Source organism: Proteiniphilum sp. UBA5384 (genome assembly GCF_002410825.1).
In the GTDB taxonomy this organism is placed as follows: domain Bacteria; phylum Bacteroidota; class Bacteroidia; order Bacteroidales; family Dysgonomonadaceae; genus Proteiniphilum.
On the sequence record NZ_DHOS01000073.1, the window covers coordinates 25,989 to 44,095 of the forward strand.

The 18,107-nt window shown below is 43.4% G+C and carries 15 protein-coding genes and 1 pseudogene; 9 read left to right on the forward strand and 7 right to left on the reverse strand.

Going from position 1 to position 18,107, the window contains the following annotated elements:
* Nucleotides 1-267: pseudogene (locus B4G81_RS14200) on the reverse strand (TonB-dependent receptor); the annotation flags it as partial.
* A 153-nt stretch (nucleotides 268-420) separates the two neighbouring features.
* Here B4G81_RS14200 and B4G81_RS14205 point away from each other — a divergent pair.
* Nucleotides 421-828 carry a Fur family transcriptional regulator gene (locus B4G81_RS14205; protein WP_294083625.1) on the forward strand — a complete coding sequence of 136 codons (408 nt, stop codon included), beginning with the start codon at nucleotides 421-423 and terminating at the stop codon, nucleotides 826-828.
* A 66-nt stretch (nucleotides 829-894) separates the two neighbouring features.
* On the opposite strand, the gene B4G81_RS14210 is transcribed toward B4G81_RS14205, so the two are convergent.
* Nucleotides 895-3,114, reverse strand: a complete 2,220-nt coding sequence (locus B4G81_RS14210; RefSeq protein WP_294083868.1) for a GH92 family glycosyl hydrolase — start codon at nucleotides 3,112-3,114, stop codon at nucleotides 895-897.
* A gap of 93 nt (nucleotides 3,115-3,207) precedes the next feature.
* Entirely contained in the window at nucleotides 3,208-5,223 is a 2,016-nt protein-coding gene (locus tag B4G81_RS14215; RefSeq protein WP_294083627.1) for an OPT family oligopeptide transporter, read from the reverse strand.
* Nucleotides 5,224-5,517: 294 nt separating this feature from the next.
* On the opposite strand from B4G81_RS14215, the gene B4G81_RS14220 reads away from it, so the two are divergent.
* A complete protein-coding gene (locus B4G81_RS14220; protein ID WP_294083628.1) occupies nucleotides 5,518-7,680 on the forward strand; it encodes a S9 family peptidase in 2,163 nt (720 codons plus the stop codon).
* 142 nt (nucleotides 7,681-7,822) lie between these two features.
* Nucleotides 7,823-8,902 (forward strand): hypothetical protein, encoded by a 1,080-nt coding sequence (locus tag B4G81_RS14225; RefSeq protein ID WP_294083629.1) that lies wholly within the window; start codon nucleotides 7,823-7,825, stop codon nucleotides 8,900-8,902.
* A gap of 3 nt (nucleotides 8,903-8,905) precedes the next feature.
* On the opposite strand, the gene B4G81_RS14230 is transcribed toward B4G81_RS14225, so the two are convergent.
* Nucleotides 8,906-9,235, reverse strand: coding sequence for a hypothetical protein (locus tag B4G81_RS14230; RefSeq protein ID WP_294083631.1), 330 nt, complete (start codon nucleotides 9,233-9,235; stop codon nucleotides 8,906-8,908).
* A 142-nt stretch (nucleotides 9,236-9,377) separates the two neighbouring features.
* Between B4G81_RS14230 and B4G81_RS14235 the strand changes: the two genes are divergently transcribed.
* Genes B4G81_RS14235 through B4G81_RS14245 form a run of 3 tightly spaced genes read left to right on the forward strand, consistent with a single transcriptional unit; the run spans nucleotide 9,378 to nucleotide 14,835 of the window.
* Entirely contained in the window at nucleotides 9,378-9,641 is a 264-nt protein-coding gene (locus B4G81_RS14235; protein ID WP_294083633.1) for a hypothetical protein, read from the forward strand.
* Between the two features lie 40 nt (nucleotides 9,642-9,681).
* Nucleotides 9,682-12,921, forward strand: a complete 3,240-nt coding sequence (locus tag B4G81_RS14240; protein ID WP_294083635.1) for a SusC/RagA family TonB-linked outer membrane protein — start codon at nucleotides 9,682-9,684, stop codon at nucleotides 12,919-12,921.
* 18 nt (nucleotides 12,922-12,939) lie between these two features.
* A complete protein-coding gene (locus tag B4G81_RS14245; protein ID WP_294083637.1) occupies nucleotides 12,940-14,835 on the forward strand; it encodes a RagB/SusD family nutrient uptake outer membrane protein in 1,896 nt (631 codons plus the stop codon).
* Between the two features lie 197 nt (nucleotides 14,836-15,032).
* Here B4G81_RS14245 and B4G81_RS14250 read toward each other — a convergent pair whose 3' ends face one another.
* From B4G81_RS14250 to B4G81_RS14260, 3 genes are all read right to left on the reverse strand, one after another.
* Nucleotides 15,033-15,524: a DUF4252 domain-containing protein gene (locus tag B4G81_RS14250; protein WP_294083639.1), complete on the reverse strand. Its 492-nt coding sequence runs from the start codon at nucleotides 15,522-15,524 to the stop codon at nucleotides 15,033-15,035.
* Nucleotides 15,525-15,593: 69 nt separating this feature from the next.
* Entirely contained in the window at nucleotides 15,594-16,148 is a 555-nt protein-coding gene (locus tag B4G81_RS14255; protein ID WP_294083641.1) for a hypothetical protein, read from the reverse strand.
* On the reverse strand, nucleotides 16,141-16,656 hold the full coding sequence (locus B4G81_RS14260; protein WP_294083643.1) for an RNA polymerase sigma factor: 516 nt from the start codon (nucleotides 16,654-16,656) through the stop codon (nucleotides 16,141-16,143). The genes B4G81_RS14255 and B4G81_RS14260 overlap by 8 nt, the downstream gene beginning before the upstream one ends.
* A 249-nt stretch (nucleotides 16,657-16,905) precedes the next feature.
* Here B4G81_RS14260 and rpsL point away from each other — a divergent pair, with 249 nt between their 5' ends.
* The 3 genes from rpsL to B4G81_RS15375 form a co-directional block, all read left to right on the forward strand.
* Nucleotides 16,906-17,304 carry a 30S ribosomal protein S12 gene (gene rpsL, locus B4G81_RS14265; protein WP_294083645.1) on the forward strand — a complete coding sequence of 133 codons (399 nt, stop codon included), beginning with the start codon at nucleotides 16,906-16,908 and terminating at the stop codon, nucleotides 17,302-17,304.
* A 131-nt stretch (nucleotides 17,305-17,435) separates the two neighbouring features.
* Nucleotides 17,436-17,912 (forward strand): 30S ribosomal protein S7, encoded by a 477-nt coding sequence (gene rpsG / locus B4G81_RS14270; RefSeq protein WP_294083647.1) that lies wholly within the window; start codon nucleotides 17,436-17,438, stop codon nucleotides 17,910-17,912.
* 21 nt (nucleotides 17,913-17,933) lie between these two features.
* On the forward strand, nucleotides 17,934-18,107 hold a 174-nt coding region (locus B4G81_RS15375; RefSeq protein ID WP_414703212.1), incomplete at its 3' end, for a GTP-binding protein.

An 18,107-nucleotide genomic window follows, 5' to 3' on the forward strand; every position in this document is an offset into this window, starting at 1 on the left:
GTTGGCTTCTATATAGGATTTGTCGATATGGACAATATTCTCTGCAGACTTCATTTGTATGTTTCGTATGCGGTCACCTCGTACGACCACTTCGTCTAATTCTATGGCCTCGCCATCTTCATTCGGTATACCTCTGCCGATTGTGTCGGGCTGTTGTGGCTGGCAGGATAAGTGATATTGTTCCGAAGTCGGCTGTGGCTCTGTGGATTGAGCGGCTGATTTGCCGCACAGGAAAATGACGATTAGTATGAATAAACAAAATTTCATCCGAGTCTATCTATGAATTGAAAAACTTTGCAAATATACAAAATATTCAATTGCAACAATGATGCAATAATGTTTTTTTGCGTAAAAAACATAGAATATAGCCAAAATAGCTGTACATTCGTAGTCCAATATCAATTGACGTGTTGTTGCATTATGACGGTAGAAGAGATTTTACATGCCCACGATTTAAAAAATACCGGCTGCAGGAAGTATATTCTTGGAGAGCTGCTGAAAAGTGAAGCGGCGATGTCGGAAAATGAGTTGAAGGAGTCATACCCCGACCTGTTCGACCGGGTTACCTTGTACAGGACCCTGAAGACATTGGAAGACCGGGGGATTATCCATCGTATTGTGCTGAACGACAATACGGTGAAATATGCGTTGAACAGGCATCATCACGAAGACGATAAGTTGCATTCTCATTTTCATTGTGAGAAATGTGATGAGGTATTGTGTCTGGATGGCGTAACGCACTTTGATGCGGAACTGCCCAAAGGTTTTATATCTAAGGAGGTGTTTGTTGTCGTGGAAGGCCTATGTGCCGATTGTATAAAAAAATAGAGAAACGCATGGCAATCATACGTCTCTCTATTTTTTCACGTTAAGCCTGTTATAGCTTCTTCTCTTTTATTTTTTCGGACTGTTTGTCATGTAAAACACCAATGTGCTGCCGTTGATGATATCATCGTACGTGATGAATTTCCTATCGTAAGGCTGCCCGTTCAGTTCTATTTTCTCTACATACATATTTTCCTTCGAAAGATTCTTTGCCTCCATGGTGAAGCGTTTTCCATCGCCTACATGGAGGGTAACTTTAGGAAGTTGTGGAGCGCCGATAACCAGTTCGCCGCTTACCGGATTCAAAGGATAGAAGCCCATCGCAGAGAACATATACCATGCCGACATCTGTCCGCAATCGTCGTTGCCGATCAATCCGTCCGGTTTGTTCTGGTAGAAATCGGTAGTAATCCGATGTATCAATCGCTGGGTTTCTTCCGGCCTGTCGAGGAAGGAATAGATATAGGCAATATGATGGCTCGGTTCATTGCCATGTGCATATTGTCCGATAAGTCCCGTCACGTCGGAGAGTTGGTTCGATGATTCCTGGGTGGTATTGAAGAGGTAATCAAGCAGTTTTCCGGCTGCTTCTTTTCCGCCCATCAGTTCAATCAGGCCGGGAATATCCTGTAACACATGCCAGGTATATTGCAATGCATTGGCTTCGGTGTAGTGACCTCCCACCTGTGAATCGGCGTGTGCCAGCGCATAGGGATCAAAAGGAGAGAGCCATCCGCCTTTGGAGTCTTTGGGGCGCATGGTGTTGGTTTCTTTATCGAACAGGTTCCTATAGTAACCGGACCGCTTCATAAAAAACTCGTAATCTTCTGTCTTTCCCAATTTCTTTGCCATTTGTGCTGCAGCATAATCACTGAAACCACACTCAAGTGTACGGGAAACCGACTCTAATTTGATCAGGTCGTAAGGATAATAACCGTATTGGTCATATACTTTCCAATCTGTTTTAGGGTGAGTACTTTCGGTGATTGATCTTTTGATCTCGCGGTAAGCTCTCTCTGCATCAAAACCCTCAAAACCTTTGAGATAGGCGTCCACTATCATGGAGATGGAGTGGTTGCTGATCATCGTGTAGGTCTCCTGCCCCATTAGTGCCCAGATGGGGAGATGTCCTTTCTGCTCACTGTAGTCGACGAAGGAGTTTATCAAGTCGGAAATGATTTCCGGACTGAGGATGGTGTACATGGGGAAAGCGGCCCGGAAAGTATCCCATTGTGAGAGGGTGGAGTAGTGCTTCCCTGTGGTCGATTGTGAGATTTCCCGGCTGGGTCCCACATAGCGCCCATCCACATCGGCAATGTTATTGGGTTGTATATAAAGATGGTAGATGGAGGTATAAAAGTTTACCTTATCATCTTGTGTTCCTTCTATCTCTACCCGCGAAAGATAGTTGTTCCATGCTTCTTTCGCATTCTGATGCACTTCGTTGAAGTCCCATCCGTTTACTTCTGCGGCAAGGTTTTTCTTTGCACCTTCAACGCCTGTGGTGGACATCGCGATCTTCATCTGCAAAGTAGGATCGTCCTGCATATCAAAGGTGAGGATATAGCGGGGCGCTTTTTCCCTTGGGTCTCTCGGCTCGAGTTGTTCAGAAGATATAATCGGTTTGTCGAATTCTATGGCGAAATAATAAGTCCGTTCTACCCATTCACGACGTTGCGTACATCCGGTAATCAGGCGGTCACTTTCGAAAGTGACCTCATTATTCAGGATATGGGTAGAGAGATGGTCTTCTCCCCATACCAGCCCGCTTTGGAAATCTGCCAACACATGGGTCGGTTCACCTTCGGCAAAGGTATAGCGGTGGAATGCCACATGCGGGGCAGTGGTGATTTCCACGTTTACCCTATTGTCTTTTAATTCCACAGCATAGTAACCCGGTGATGCTTTTTCGGTAGCCTTATCGAATCGGCTACTCAGATCGTTCCTTTTTTCACCGGAAAAAGGTTGCATCAGCAGGTCGCCCAGGTCGATTCCACCCGTACCGTTCAATCGGTTTTGGGTAAAGCCGGAGATACGGTCATCGTCATAGACGTAGCCGGAGCAGTAGTCCCAGGAGAAATTACCTGTTTGTGGCCCCGGTTGCATCATACCTAAGGGATAGGTGGCTCCAGGAAAAGTATGTCCCGTAAATGCTGTCCCGATAAAAGGATTTACATATTGCGTGAAATCCTTCTTATCCCCCTTATCCTGCTGTGCCGGAGTACAAGAAACAACTGACGCTACAATTACGGCAAAAAGGATTGTTTTTATTTGTCTGAAAATTTTCATCATCTGTCTGTATGTTAGTTAAGAACTAAAAGTTAATAGTGAAAAATTAAAAATTATCGATTACTAATTACCATCAGTAAATCATTACATCAATTAATCCTCCCTTTTCGCCCGTTTGGTTTCCCAGATGAAGTATGCGATTAATCCGAGGAAGGCGACAAATGCGGTGATTTGAGCACCAGTACCGTTGGGATCGCTCCACAGGTTGAAATTAAGTGCGTTACCATCCCCTGTAATAAATATGATAAGTGCACCTAATACACCGAACAGCGCTGCACCCGCAATGAATCCCGAAGAGATCAGGATAGCGCGCTGATGACGAGCGTTGGTCAACTGTTTGTCGGCACCTTTCTTATTGATCCAATGGTTGAGCAATCCACCCACAATCAACGGAGTATTCAATTGGAGAGGAATAAACATGCCGAGGGCGAAGGCCAAAGGCGGTACGCCCAGCCAATTTACAAGTACAGCGATTACCGCGCCGATACCGAGCAACATCCAACTGACGCCGCTACCGGCCATCAGCGGTTCTATAATAGCCGCCATGGCATTGGCTTGCGGTGCTACCATCGGGTTGGGATGTTCGGGCGTGGCTACAAAACCGTATGCTTCATTCAGGATAAAGATGACCGCACCTACTGTTGCAGCAGATACCAGTGTTCCGAGGAACTTGTATGATTCCTGTTTTGCGGGAGTAGTACCAATCCAGTAACCGATTTTCAAGTCGGTAACAAAACCACCGGCCATGGAAAGTGCGGTACAAACGATGCCTCCGATGATTAATCCGCTGACCATGCCCTGCCAGCCTTCCAGTCCCACAGCTACCAGGATTACCGAGGACAGGATTAACGTCATCAGCGTCATTCCCGATACAGGGTTGGATCCTACAATCGCTATTGCGTTCGCAGCGACGGTGGTGAACAGGAATGAAATAATGGTAATAGTCAGCAGAGCTACAATAGCCTGTATAAGTGTGATTTCTACACCGATAATCAGGAAGATAAATACGGCAATCAGGGTTAAAAACAGGAATAGCATCACGAAAGACATCTTCAGGTCGCGGTTGGTACGTTTTACATCGGTGTCTCCTGTGGTGCCAGCCACTTTTTTGCCGGTAGCCAGTTTAAAGGCACTGCCGATCACACCGGCAGATTTGATAATGCCGATAATTCCCGCCATCGCGATAGCGCCGATACCTATCGGACGGACATACTCCGCGAAGATCATTTCAGCCGACATCGCTTCAAACGGGTTCATTCCTCCGCCCATGCCGGCGACCAGCACCCCAATTTCATTTACCAGTGGAATCAGTACCAGCCAGGAGAGTAGCGAGCCTACCACAATGATCAGGGCATACCGCAATCCCACCAGATAACCGAAACTGAAGATAAGGGCGCTCACGTTGAATTTAAGTACCATCTTGAATTTCTCGGCCAATAGGGCGCCGGCCGGGATGATACGGGTGGTAATCTCTTCGCTCCAAAGGCGGAAAGCAGAGAAACAGAAGTCGAACAACCCTCCGATAAGCCCGCTGGTAACCAGTAGTTTTGCTTTGTTACCACCCTTCTCCCCGGTCATCAGGATCTCGGTGGTGGCTGTAGCTTCAGGAAATGGCAGTTTCCCGTGCATGTCCTTCACAAAATATTTGCGGAAAGGGATCAGGAAAAGAATTCCCAGGAACCCTCCCAACAGTGATGAAAAGAATATCTGCCAGAAATTGATCTGGATGTCGGGGTACTTGGCTTGCAGGATATAAAGCCCCGGAATGGTAAAAACTGCTCCGGCGACGATCACTCCGGAAGAAGCGCCGATGGACTGGATAATAACGTTTTGCCCCAATGCGTTCTTTTTACGGAACGCAGCCGACGCTCCCACAGCAATGATGGAGATAGGGATCGCAGCCTCAAACACCTGTCCGATCTTCAGGCCTGAATAAGCTGCTGCAGCCGAAAAGATGACCGCCATCAATAATCCCATTCCCACCGACCATGAAGTTACTTCGGTTACCGGCTTGTCGGCAGGTAATACCGGCTTATACTCTTCCCCCGGTTCTAGTTCCCGATAAGCGTTCTCGGGTAATTCTGTAATTTTCTTTTCTTCGGATTCCATGTTTTAATGTGACAAACAACGTTCAACGGAACGAAATGTAGTTAAATGTGACTAATGCGCCAATCCCGATAAATCGGACAAGTAAAGGCTTGTCTTCCGGAATTTTTGCCGAAAGTACAAAAAAATATGTGAATGAAGCCCTTATTGGAGACTTTTTTCAGAATAAAAGTCAAATCGTATGAAATGTGTAAAGCTATTTTTCTTTTATCTACACCTGACCACTCTCCCTTTGTCTAATCATCACTTTTCAAATAAAGTGCTATATTTGTATTCCGAAACTATAAGGTAAAATCGATGAGAAAAATTATTTTTACAGTCATGGCTGCGATGTTTGTTGTGACACTCTCCGCACAGCATGCCACACTGGAGGATCTGTTGAGCGGGAAATTTACTCCCCGGGGTATAAGGGCGATGGTATCGTCGGAAGACGGAATGCATTACTACCAGGCTGACCCGCAGCAAACGGCAGTAGTTAAATATGCCTATGCTACCGGCGAAGCTGTTGACACCTTGTTCAATACGCGGACGGCGCGAAACTGCAATTTCGATAGTTTCCAGGGTTTTCTGGTGAGTCCCGATGAGAACCGCATACTGGTTTATATGGACCGGGAACAGGTCTATCGTCATTCTTTCCGTGCCAACTATTATTACCATGATGTACGCCGGAACATGGTAAGAAAACTCTCCGGACAAACATCTAAACAGATGATTCCCACTTTCTCTCCCGACGGGAAAATGGTGGCATATGTAATAGAGAATAATATATGGCTAACAAAATTCGACTTTGATACCGAGTCTCAGATCACCAAAGATGGAGAAATAAACAAAGTGATCAACGGTGCCACTGACTGGGTGTATGAAGAGGAATTCGGGACTACCGGACTGATGGAGTTTTCTCCCGATAATCGGTTGTTGGCTTTTGTGCGTACCGATGAGTCGGCTGTAAAAGAATTCTCTTTCCAGACTTTTAATAAACAGTTATACCCGGATTATTATAGTTTTAAATATCCCAAGGCGGGAGAAGCCAATTCTACGGTTGAATGCCGTGTGTTCGATATAGAAGCGCGCACAACGCGTACTTTGGATGTGCCGCTGGAGGCAAATGGCTACATACCCCGTATCAAGTTCACACATGATTCCGACCAACTGGCGGTGATGACACTCAACCGCGATCAGAACCGGTTCGACATGTATTTTGCAAATCCCCGCTCTACGGTATCCAAATTGGTGCTAAGGGAGGAAAGTAAATATTATATTGATTCGGGCTGGTTGAACTCGATCCATTTCCTAAAAGACCGTTTTACCTATGTCTCCGAAAAAGATGGCTACAGCCATATCTATATTTATGGTATTTCGGGTACATTGCAAAAACAACTCACGACCGGAAACTACGATGTGACGGCACTCCTGGCTGTGGACGAGCAGGATGGGGCAGTCTTTTACGAAGCAGCCGACGAATCGCCTTTGAAGCGTAACATATACAAGGTGAACATCAATAAGGGGCAATCACAGAAACTGTCACAGTTAACGGGTTATAATACGGCCTCCTTCAGTGAACAAGGGAAATACTTTGTGAACTACTGGTCGAATGCCGATACGCCGACGATGATCACCCTCCACGATGGGAGCGGAAAACAAATGCGGGTATTGGAAGATAACCAGTCCGTCCGTGCAAAGGTGGCTTCTGTGCAGTTTCCCAAAAGGGAGTATATTACTGTGACGGCTGCCGACGGTATTACCCGCTTGAATGGATGGATACTCAAACCATATAATTTTAATCCTGCCCGAAAATATCCTGTGGTGATGATCCAGTATAGTGGACCTGATTCGCAGCAAGTGACAGACCGGTATGGCAGCGACTGGTACTATGCCTTGTTGAATGAAGATATTGTGGTGGCCTGTGTCGATGGGCGAGGTACGGGTGCCCGGGGAGAAGAATTCCGTAAGAGTACCTATATGAATTTAGGTATCAAAGAGTCAGATGATCAGGTGGCTGCTGCCCGTTACCTCGCCTCATTACCCTATATCGATAAAAATGGTATCGGTATTTGGGGATGGAGCTATGGGGGATATAATGTGCTGATGAGCATGAGCCGTGGAAATGGTACTTTTAAAGCGGGAGTAGCTATCGCACCGGTAACCGATTATAGGTTTTATGACACTGTCTACACCGAACGTTTTATGCGTACACCGCAACAGAATAACCAGGGATACGAAAATGGATCGCCCATCGCACTTGCAAGCCGGTTGGAAGGAAACCTGCTGTTGATACATGGTATGGCCGACGACAATGTGCATTTTCAGAATTCGGTAGAATACACCCGCGCACTGGTTGAAGCAGGCAAACACTTCGATATGTTTTTCTTTCCCGACAAGGATCATTCCATCAGAGGGGAAAATACGAGGAAATATCTTTATGAGAAGGTGATTGCTTATTTTAAACAGAATCTGAAGTAAGCTGAAGCTTTTATCTTCTATGGGTGAAAATTTGTGGCCGGATGGTTTTTTTACTATCCGGCCACGTTTTTATGTGCTAAACAAAAAGAAGATTTTATTGTTATTAATGGGTGCGATGGTAGAGAGTCTAAGATAGTGTAATATGCAAAAAATATTAAGGAACCCGGCATTTGGACTTGTGTCGATGCTTATTTTCTCAATTCTGGTATTGTATACGGATGCGCGTATTGCAGCGGGAGTTGCATTGGCATTGTCGATAGCAGGTTATATTGCAGTGAAAAGGTATAGCCGGCTTATCTATGATATTTCCATTATTACATTTACTGTAACTCTGTTGTTTTCTTTTACGGTTTTTCCCCGACTTCCGGTATTTAACCGGTTTGCAATTACGGAGATTATTTTTGTAATATCCCTTATAATTATGAGACTTTCCAGGGGGAAAATTGTCTCACAGGTAGCCAAAGGACGTGACCTGATGCTGAAGAATTATATCAAAGAATCGCTGAGAGTAGCTTTTCAAACTCAATATGGATTGTCGGTACATCTCCTGATTGTACTGGCGTTTTATCTGTTTGATGCATCTGGTGTCCATTTTGTGAGCAGTACGCTCATGGTGGTTGCTTGTCAGATAATACTGCTGGTTATTATGATTATGGAAACAGTACGGTTACATATCCTGGATAAGAAACTGTACCAAGAAGAATGGTTACCCGTGGTGACAGAGAAAGGAGATGTGACGGGAAGGGTTGCAAAATCGATCACAAAAGACCTCAAAAACAGATTTATGCATCCTGTAGTACGACTTGCATTGATCTTCAAAGGACGAATCTATCTGCAGCCACGAGATCACGACAGGTTATTAAACCCGGGTAAGCTCGACTATCCCTTTGAGAAATATATGCAATACAATCACAAAGTTGATGAAACTTTGCGGAATAGTATTCGCAAAGAGTGTGGCAGTGACGAGATCCCTTTGCGCTTTTTGTTGAAGTACACATTTGAGAATGAAATCACTAAACGCCTTATTTTTCTTTATGTATCCACGATTGAAGATGAAAAGACTTTTACCAGCCTGCGTTTGCAGGGGGGGAAGCTATGGACGACATCTCAGATTGAAGATAATATGGGCACCGAAATCTTTTCCGAATGTTTCGAATTGGAATATGAATACCTTAAAAATACTGTTTTACTGGCACACCAATTCCTGAATAAACAAGCCTGATTTTTATTTATTTTTCACTAATTCTGAATTTTCCTTTTTTAACAAGGCATTTTCAGCCGATAAATCTTTTATCTCTTGTATCAGGTTATACGTAAGTTGATTTTCTTGTAAATTATCCACTTGTAACATTTTACCGTCTCCGGTGAGAAGCCATCTCGCATTGATATCTACAAACATTTCAGTAATAGCAATGAGCATGTCGGTAGTGGCGACAGGATATTTTTTCGTCCTATTATCTATATTGAATAATCTATTGATGGACTGCTGTGCAATGCCGATTGTTTCAGCAAATTTCTTCCTGTTCCCATTGCTTTTATAGTCAATTATTTGCATAATTCTTGCGTTAATTTTAGGTATTTGCATAAAATATATACTTAAATGTTTGTATTATTATTGAAATGTTTGTAAATTTGCAGGGCTGATACAAAACACTTGTCTAACAAAAGTATAACAAAAACTTAAAATTGTAAGACCTATGTGCAAAAAAAAGAAAAAAGATCAACAGCATAACTATCAGGATTTTCAGGATGAAGAGGCAAAATATACCATGAGATTAAAAGAACTTCTTCATTTAAAACGTCGCGGGGATTGGGATAAAGTATCTGAAGAATTGGGAATTAGTCGTGAGAACGCGATGATGGCTTTCAGGCGTATTCATTCCAAGTATCATTATGAAGTAGTGGCCGCCTTGGAGAGTGTGATTGAGGAGAGACAAAAAAAGATTACAGACAGGGAGTAATACCATTTATAATTTATTAATCTAAACAAATGAAAATGAAATGAAAAGAAAACAGAAAAGAATGTTTGTAAAAGGAATTTTATTCACCTTATTGTGGATATTCTCCTTAGGTGTGTTTGCCCAGGAACATGTGGTAAGGGGTAAAGTCGTGGATAACCTGGGTGATCCCCTTCCAGGTGTGAATGTGGTTGTAAGAGGTGAATCCAAGGTCGGAACAATTACCGATATGGACGGAAACTACAGGATTACTGTTCCCTATTCAAATGCGACATTAATCTATTCTTTTGTGGGTTTCCAACCTGAAGAAATTCAAATTGCCGGAAGAGATGCGATCGATGTGACGTTGGTAGAAGACAGTAAAGCACTGGAGGAGGTTGTTGTGGTGGGTTATAGTACCCAAAAACTGGCAACGATTACCGGTTCTGTGTCGACCATTACTACAAAAGACTTGAAACAGAGTCCGACTGCGAATCTCAATAATGCCTTGGCTGGACGAATGCCGGGATTAATGGTAAATCAATATAGTGGAGGTGAGCCGGGAGTAGATGTATCCGATATTAAAATCCGCGGTTTCGGCACCTATGGAGATAGTTCTCCCATTGTAATTGTAGATGGTGTGGAACGGGATATGCAGTATCTTGCCCCCGAAGAGATCGAGACATTTACGATCCTGAAAGATGCTTCTGCTACTGCCCCTTATGGTGTTCGTGGTGCCAATGGCGTAATCATTATTACCACTAAAAGGGGGAAAGCCCAAGACAAGGCAACGATTAGTTTTAAAGCATCATACGGTACTAACAAGCCCATCAATTTATCGAGATATCTGGGTTCGGCGGATTATGCACTCCTCTATAATGAAGCGACCAGAAATATGTATACCGGAGATGATCCCTCTTCATTGAAATTATTCAGCGATGAGGCGATTGCCAATTACCGGAAAGCCAAAGGCGATAATTCAGACGGATTGGGCTATAACTGGGATTATTTTGATTATGCTTTCAAAACCGGTACACAGCAGGATTACAGTTTATCGGTGCGGGGGGGATCGGACAGGGCCCGTTATTATGTAATGGCAAATTATTATAATCAAAGTGGAAACTATAAATATACTAACCTGACACAATACGATACCCAGGCGATTTTCCAGCGGTATAACTTCCGTGCCAACGTGGATGTGGATATTACCGAGAATTTTTATACAAAAGTAGACCTGGGAGCACGTATCACCGACCGGAATGCCCCCGGAACGACGGCTGCCCGAGTTGTCTATATTGCCAATACACAGCCACCATACCTGCCTATTACTCTTCCCGATAATGGAAATCATGAAAATGAAAATTTCGTATTGAATAATCCTTATGGATTATTATATGGTGATCCCATTCATCGGTTTAATATTCTAGGGGAATTGTCCAGAACCGGATTTTTGAATGAAAAGAAAACCTATCTGAACGGGTCGTTTACATTGGGACATAAACTCGATTTTATTACCAAAGGATTGAAGATCGAAGGAGTATTCTCATACGATGCACAGGAAGGGCGATGGATCAACCGGGTCTTAGCTACCAGGGCCGACGGTTATGCTACTTACGGACAATATGCCACCTTTCAACCTGCTATCGGCAATAATGGCGAATACTATATCCAACACCCGAACGGAGAGTATGATGGCGGCTATATAAAGGGAAATCCCTGGTATGACATAGATGAAACCATTGGTAACGGTTTTTCGCATAATCCTACGGAAAGCAAAACCTATTATCAGCTGAAACTGGATTATGCCCGTTCATTTGGCAAGCATGATGTTTCCGGTCTGGCTTTATTTAACCGGTCCAACCGTACTTATGACAATAGGGTGGAATATCGTTACCAGGGGATATCAGGGCGAGCTACCTATGCTTATGCCAACAAATATTTAGCAGAGTTTAATGTGGGTTATAACGGTTCTGAGAATTTTGCACCCGGTAAACGCTACGGCTTTTTTCCAGCCGGTTCGGCGGGATGGGTAGTGAGCGAAGAAGAATTTATGAAAAATAGCCGTAGCTGGCTCGACCATTTGAAAATCAGAGGTTCTTATGGTTTGGTGGGTAGCGATAAAATTTCAGATAATGATGCAGACCGGTTTGCTTATTTGCAGTTTTATTCCGGCGGTAGTGGATATAATTTCGGGATCGATCAGTTTGGAATCGGCTACAGTGGACTGGCAGAAGGTAATTTTGCCAATCCTAACCTGACCTGGGAGAAAGCCCGTAAATTGAATATCGGATTGGATGCTACCCTGTTAAAAAATAGATTATCTGTAAGTATAGATGCTTTTTCTGAATATCGTTATGATATTATCACCGGTCTAAGTGGGGGAGATAAAATCGGTTTTCCTGATATAGCAGGGAAAGATGCCCCATTTATTAATTCGGGTATTGTAGAGAACCGGGGTATTGATCTTGAGATTGGGTGGAATGGCCGGATCGGTAAAAATTTCCGTTATTATATAAAACCTAATTTCACCTTTGCCCGCAATAAAATCAAGTTTATGAATGAGGTTACCTACGATAACGAATGGAGGCGGAATACCGGAAGAAGAATCGGTGAACACTTTGTATATGTGGTGGACCATTTTGTGTATGATCAGGCAGAGGCGGACAGATTGAATGCGATGAATGATCAGAAGGGTTTCCAGCCGTGGGGAAAACTCTATCCCGGCGATGTGGTGTATAAGGACCTGAACGGGGATGGTATTATTGATAATGAGCATGACCGAACCCACTATGGCTATCCGAGGAATCCCGAAATACAATTTGGTATTCCTTTGGGAATATCTTATAAAGGGTTGGATTTTTCCGTTTTATTGCAGGGAGCCCTTCATTCAAGTATACTGTTGAATGGAGCTGCCGTGTATGACTTCCCCGATTATTATCAAGACCAGGTAGGTAAAGTGAAAAAATGGCATTTGAACCGTTGGACGGAAGAGACAAAAGATATAGCAACCTATCCCCGATTGACCTATGGTGCATATGAGAACAATAAAAATCCGAATAGTAGTCTTGCCCTTTGGGATGGTTCTTATCTGAGGGTGAAGAACGTGGAAATAGGCTATTCATTGCCTCAGAACATGATACGTTTTGCCGGCTTCCAGAATGTCCGGTTATATGTGCAGGGACTGAATGTATTGACCTTCGATAAGTTGAATGATCTGGATGTGGACCCTGAAATAAGGGAAGGCAGCGGAGACTGGTATCCGGTACAACGAGTCTTTAATTTTGGTGTGGACATTACTTATTAACGATTAAACTTAGAAAAAATGAACAGAATAATATCTATAATACTCTTTATTATTGGCTTTTCATTCATTACCTCTTGTGATGACAACTATCTGGACCGTGCTCCGGATGATAAGAAAAATGAAAGGGATGTTTTTACGCGTTATGGGTATGTCAACCAATTAGTGACCGACCTGTATGCGAACTGCAAATCAGCCAACAGGCCGTTGCTGTTTTTCAATCACTTTTCATCTTCAGCCATCACGGATGAATGTAGTGCCAGTAGCCACGAATCTGCTATTCCCCACCAGTTTCATATCGGGAATTATGGCCCTTCGCAAGGAATGCCCGATCGGAGTAGTGTAGGCCAGTACTGGTGGGATTTATGGACGAAAGTAAGGAAGGCCAATGTCATCCTGTCGGGAGTGGAGAAATACAATACTCCTGATAATCCTGAATCAGGAGGAGCAGGAGACATCAGCCGGCGTATAGGAGAAACCTATTTTATGAGAGGGTATTTACATTTTCTCTTATTAAGGGCTTATGGTGAAATACCTTATATAGATTATGTGGTGGAGCCGGATGATGAGATGGTGTTTGAGAAACTGTCGGTACACGATGTGGTGGCAAGAATCATTGCAGATGCGGATGCTGCTTATGAACGGGTAAATGCATCCAATGGCGGAACCCATTTTGGACGGGTGGATAAGGGGGCATGCCTCGGATTGAAGGCGATGGCATTATGGATTGCTGCCACTCCCATGTGGAACGGCGGAAATTTCCCTGGTGATACCCGGTTATTTAAAGAAGAGTATTCTAATAATCCTGCCCGATGGATCGCTGTCAGAGATGCCGCCAAGGCTGTGATGGAAGCCAAAGATAATAGTGGAAAACCGCGGTATTCTCTTTATAAATCCTCCAATGAAACCGATTTTGGGGATATCAATGGAAATAACACCAGCAACAGTAAAGTATACAGACGCTTGTGGGATATGTTCTATGATATGCAATCCATCCAACAGGAGTGGGTCTGGTTTGTAACCCGGGATAAAGATACCGGCTGGTCGGGAGACGTTTTACCCCCTACCCAGGGTGGACATGCCCGCCAACGGCCACTTCAAGAACAGGTGGATGAATATGAATACATTGCTCCCGACGGCTACGGTTATCCAATATATGCCGATAGAGCTGTTTCTGATGGATATGATGACGAAAATCCGTATGAAAGTGTCAGGCGTGATCCCCGTTTTTATCGCGATATCCGCTATCATGGATCGGTTTATGCCAATGCAGTACTCAATACGGCTTCTGGTAACGATGCGGTGGGAGCTAATTACCTGAGTTCATCTTCTCATACAGGTTATTATCTGCGCAAATTTTATAAGGACGGATGGTTGAAAGGAAGTGGTACCCACGTTATCAATGGTCCAGCTATCTGGAGATTACCCGAATTCATATATATGTATTGTGAGGCGGTCAATGAGACCACTGGTCCTACCCAGGAAATCTACGACTTGCTGAATGAAGTGCGTGCCCGCTCTTTTATGGCTCCCATTCCTCCGGCAGCATTGGCAGATAAAGCCCTGATGAATGATTATATTCAAAGGGAGCGCCGGGTTGAACTGTTCTTTGAAAACCACCGTATCTGGCATACCCGTTTATACCTTGAAGCCGATGATGCTGTGGAGTTGACAAAAGAGCAAAATTATGTGGATGCTGATAGTTGGCCTTATCCTAAAACCCAGCGCTGGTCGCATGGAATGAGACCTGTAGAGGATCCCGACGGAAAAATAGTAGTAGCTGGGAAAAAATATAAGATGGTACGGATTGACGTTCCCGATGAACGGGTATTTAAAACGCCTCAGAGTTATTTATTCCCCATCATGACAGATGAATTGAAACGGACACCCGGATTGGCACAGAATCCAGGATGGTAGCAGGCATAAAAGTAAATTCATAATATAACAAAGCAACAGGCAGCTAAACTCACGCTCGGCTGCCTGTTCATCGTTTAAATATAAAAAAGAAAAAAGTTATTTTATAAAGACTATTAATGTATGTAATTTAAAATCAGAATGCCGTTTTTGAAGCGCCATTTGTCAATTAAATTGGACAAGTTCCTCACTTCAACCGTTTAGGGTAGTTGTTGCCCATTCCGGAGTGATTGCGACAATTTGGAGATAGAGTCGAAATTGATCTTTCCAGAGACAGTAATGATAGACAGCTTTCCGTCATTGTCGAGGGAAATGAGGATAAGATCCTGCTTTTCTTCATTATGCCTTTTCATCCAGACAAAAATCTTGGAGTTCATATCGCTTACCGAGACAGCCTCTTCATAGTCGCTGAACGATTCTCTCATCAATTCGTTGGCTTTCTTGAAGTAATATTTGGAATCGCTCTCATTGTCAGAACTTACAATACGTATGCTGTTCAAATCCTTGAAAGCACTTTTCAACTCTTCGTCGTCGGCGTTTGCCGCCATCTTGTCGAGCATAGTCTTCCCAATATTTACATTGTTTAAAGGTCGATCATCCTCAGCATATCTGTCCATAAATATCGATACAAAATTGGTGGCAGACAGTGTAGCCGACAAAAGGAGGGAAAGCAACGTTATTATTATTCTCATATTATAATTTAGGATTTGAGATTTAGGAGTGCAGGTCGACGTAGTCTAACCTTTCATCCACTATCAATCTCATTCTTTATTCTTCATTCTTACACTATCCGTTTCAACCGGATTGGTTTTATTCAATGAGTCGATAGCAGCCCAATCAATATCCAGGTCATCTATAAACTGGATAGTCTCTCTCGAGGCTGTCTCGCTCTTTTGTAATGCGTGCGAAAGTTTTTCGAGTGCAAAAGCTGCTTGTTGCATGGCAGCATTGGGATCTTCAAATGTTTCCACAAAATTCGGCCGGTTATCTTGCTTCGAAATAAAATAGAAGCTGATCCCCACAGCTATGAGAAGCAAGACGGAAACTGCAATACGCAATAAGGGAGTAAAAATACGGATGGTGATATATCGTTTTTTTGACTGGGTCTCCAGTGCTTGTTGCAACTTTTCATTGAAATTGTTGCTCAATGTGACCGACTGCTCATTCCTTATATAGGAGAAGAGGGGGATATATTGACCGAGTTCTTCGGGCACATCTCCGTAAGAGAAAAACCTCTGCAATTCTTCCTCTTCCTGTACCGACGTCTCGCAATTCCAGTACTTTTCTAATAAACTATCTATCTTTTCTCTATTCATTCTGATGATATGCCGATAACATTTCCTTCATTTTCTGCCTTGCTCTGTGGAGGCTTATTTTTACCAGATCTTCGCTGATGGCAAGCGCTTCCGCTATCTCCCGGTAACTCATCCCATCGATCTCCCGGAGGGTAAAGACCAGGCGCTGGTTTTCCGAAAGCGTATCAATACACTGATCAATGACTGAACGTTGTTCCTTCCTTTCCATTTCGCTGTGAGGTGAACGATGATCTATAAAAAAGAGATTTTCTCTTTCCGGATCAATTACGCCCGTCTTTCTTATTGCCATGGAAGCCAACCTGTCAAGCGATGTGTTCTTGGCGATCCTGAAACAGTAGGCTTCCAGATTCTCTATGTATTTCCATTCATCACGCTTACTCCAAAGCTTTACCATTACGTCCTGCACGATATCTTCGGCTTCAGCTTGTTCTCTTACAATACTGTATGCAAGCCTGAAGAGTTTATCCTTCATTGGAAGGATGATGCTATGGAAAGAATCAATGTTCATTATTTAATGACGGGTGAGGGATCAAAAAGTTACAGCCGGATAATTCTTTTTTTTTGCATCCGCAAAGATGATAATTATTTCGTGAAAGACTTGCACATCTGATTGATTATTTGTAATTTTGTGCCGTTTTTCATGCGAAGGAAATGGTTATTAGATGATAATCAAGGTATTATATTATACCCATCGCATAGAAGAATAAGTGAGACAGTGTATTATTAAAAAACTGAAATAGATAAAAGAAAGCAGAAGATGCCTACAATTCAACAATTAGTAAGAAAAGGACGTACTACCCTTACGGACAAAAGCAAATCACCCGCCTTGGACTCCTGTCCGCAACGTCGTGGGGTTTGCGTGAGAGTGTATACCACTACTCCCAAGAAACCGAATTCAGCAATGAGAAAGGTTGCTCGTGTACGTTTGACTAACTCAAAGGAAGTAAATGCTTACATTCCGGGAGAAGGACACAACCTGCAGGAGCACTCTATCGTACTGGTACGTGGTGGACGTGTAAAAGACCTGCCGGGTGTGCGTTATCACATTGTGCGTGGGACTTTGGATACCGCCGGCGTAAATGGTCGTACCCAGAGGCGATCCAAGTATGGGGCTAAACGTCCTAAACCGGGAGCTAAACCGGCAGCAAAGAAGTAATAATTAAAAAAAAGTTGAATCGCTGTTGAATTTTTGGGATACGCTATTTTATGAGGGTTGAGTAAATAAATTCAGAGGAATTTGTTGAAGACTTTGCAAAGGCAACCAAACAACACATAATTTTTTAAGCAATGAGAAAAACTAAACCTAAAAAAAGACAGGTTCTCCCTGATCCTGTTTATGGTGATGTAAGGGTAACAAAATTTGTTAACCACCTTATGTATGATGGTAAGAAAAGTATCTCCTATGATATTTTCTATACCGCATTGGAAAGTGTAAAGGCTAAAATGCCCAATGAAGAAAAACCGGCTCTCGAAATATGGAAAGCCGCTCTCGATAATATAACCCCCCAAGTGGAAGTAAAATCTCGCCGTGTGGGCGGAGCTACATTCCAGGTTCCTACAGAAATCAGACCGGAAAGAAAAGAATCCGTTTCAATGAAAAATCTTATTCTTTATGCTCGAAAAAGAGGCGGAAAGACGATGGCTGATAAGTTGGCTGCTGAAATTGTGGATGCTTATAACAGTCAGGGTGGTGCTTATAAACGTAAAGAAGATATGCACAGAATGGCAGAGGCAAACCGTGCTTTTGCCCATTTCAGATTTTAATTTAGAAAGAAGGTAAAAAAGATGGCTAAGGGTTCAAAAGAAGCATTACAATTCACTCGTAACATTGGTATCATGGCGCATATCGATGCCGGTAAGACTACCACCTCCGAACGTATCCTGTTTTATACGGGGTTGACGCACAAGATCGGGGAAGTACACGACGGCGCTGCGACCATGGACTGGATGGAACAGGAG

Excerpts from the sequence above, each read along its gene's own strand:
- B4G81_RS14205 (WP_294083625.1), top strand. The coding sequence starts at position 421 with ATGACGGTAGAAGAGATTTTACATGCCCACGATTTAAAAAATACCGGC.
- B4G81_RS14210 (WP_294083868.1), bottom strand. The coding sequence starts at position 3,114 with ATGAAAATTTTCAGACAAATAAAAACAATCCTTTTTGCCGTAATTGTA.
- B4G81_RS14215 (WP_294083627.1), bottom strand. The coding sequence starts at position 5,223 with ATGGAATCCGAAGAAAAGAAAATTACAGAATTACCCGAGAACGCTTAT.
- B4G81_RS14220 (WP_294083628.1), top strand. The coding sequence starts at position 5,518 with ATGAGAAAAATTATTTTTACAGTCATGGCTGCGATGTTTGTTGTGACA.
- B4G81_RS14225 (WP_294083629.1), top strand. The coding sequence starts at position 7,823 with ATGCAAAAAATATTAAGGAACCCGGCATTTGGACTTGTGTCGATGCTT.
- B4G81_RS14230 (WP_294083631.1), bottom strand. The coding sequence starts at position 9,235 with ATGCAAATAATTGACTATAAAAGCAATGGGAACAGGAAGAAATTTGCT.
- B4G81_RS14235 (WP_294083633.1), top strand. The coding sequence starts at position 9,378 with ATGTGCAAAAAAAAGAAAAAAGATCAACAGCATAACTATCAGGATTTT.
- B4G81_RS14240 (WP_294083635.1), top strand. The coding sequence starts at position 9,682 with ATGAAAAGAAAACAGAAAAGAATGTTTGTAAAAGGAATTTTATTCACC.
- B4G81_RS14245 (WP_294083637.1), top strand. The coding sequence starts at position 12,940 with ATGAACAGAATAATATCTATAATACTCTTTATTATTGGCTTTTCATTC.
- B4G81_RS14250 (WP_294083639.1), bottom strand. The coding sequence starts at position 15,524 with ATGAGAATAATAATAACGTTGCTTTCCCTCCTTTTGTCGGCTACACTG.
- B4G81_RS14255 (WP_294083641.1), bottom strand. The coding sequence starts at position 16,148 with ATGAATAGAGAAAAGATAGATAGTTTATTAGAAAAGTACTGGAATTGC.
- B4G81_RS14260 (WP_294083643.1), bottom strand. The coding sequence starts at position 16,656 with ATGAACATTGATTCTTTCCATAGCATCATCCTTCCAATGAAGGATAAA.
- rpsL (WP_294083645.1), top strand. The coding sequence starts at position 16,906 with ATGCCTACAATTCAACAATTAGTAAGAAAAGGACGTACTACCCTTACG.
- rpsG (WP_294083647.1), top strand. The coding sequence starts at position 17,436 with ATGAGAAAAACTAAACCTAAAAAAAGACAGGTTCTCCCTGATCCTGTT.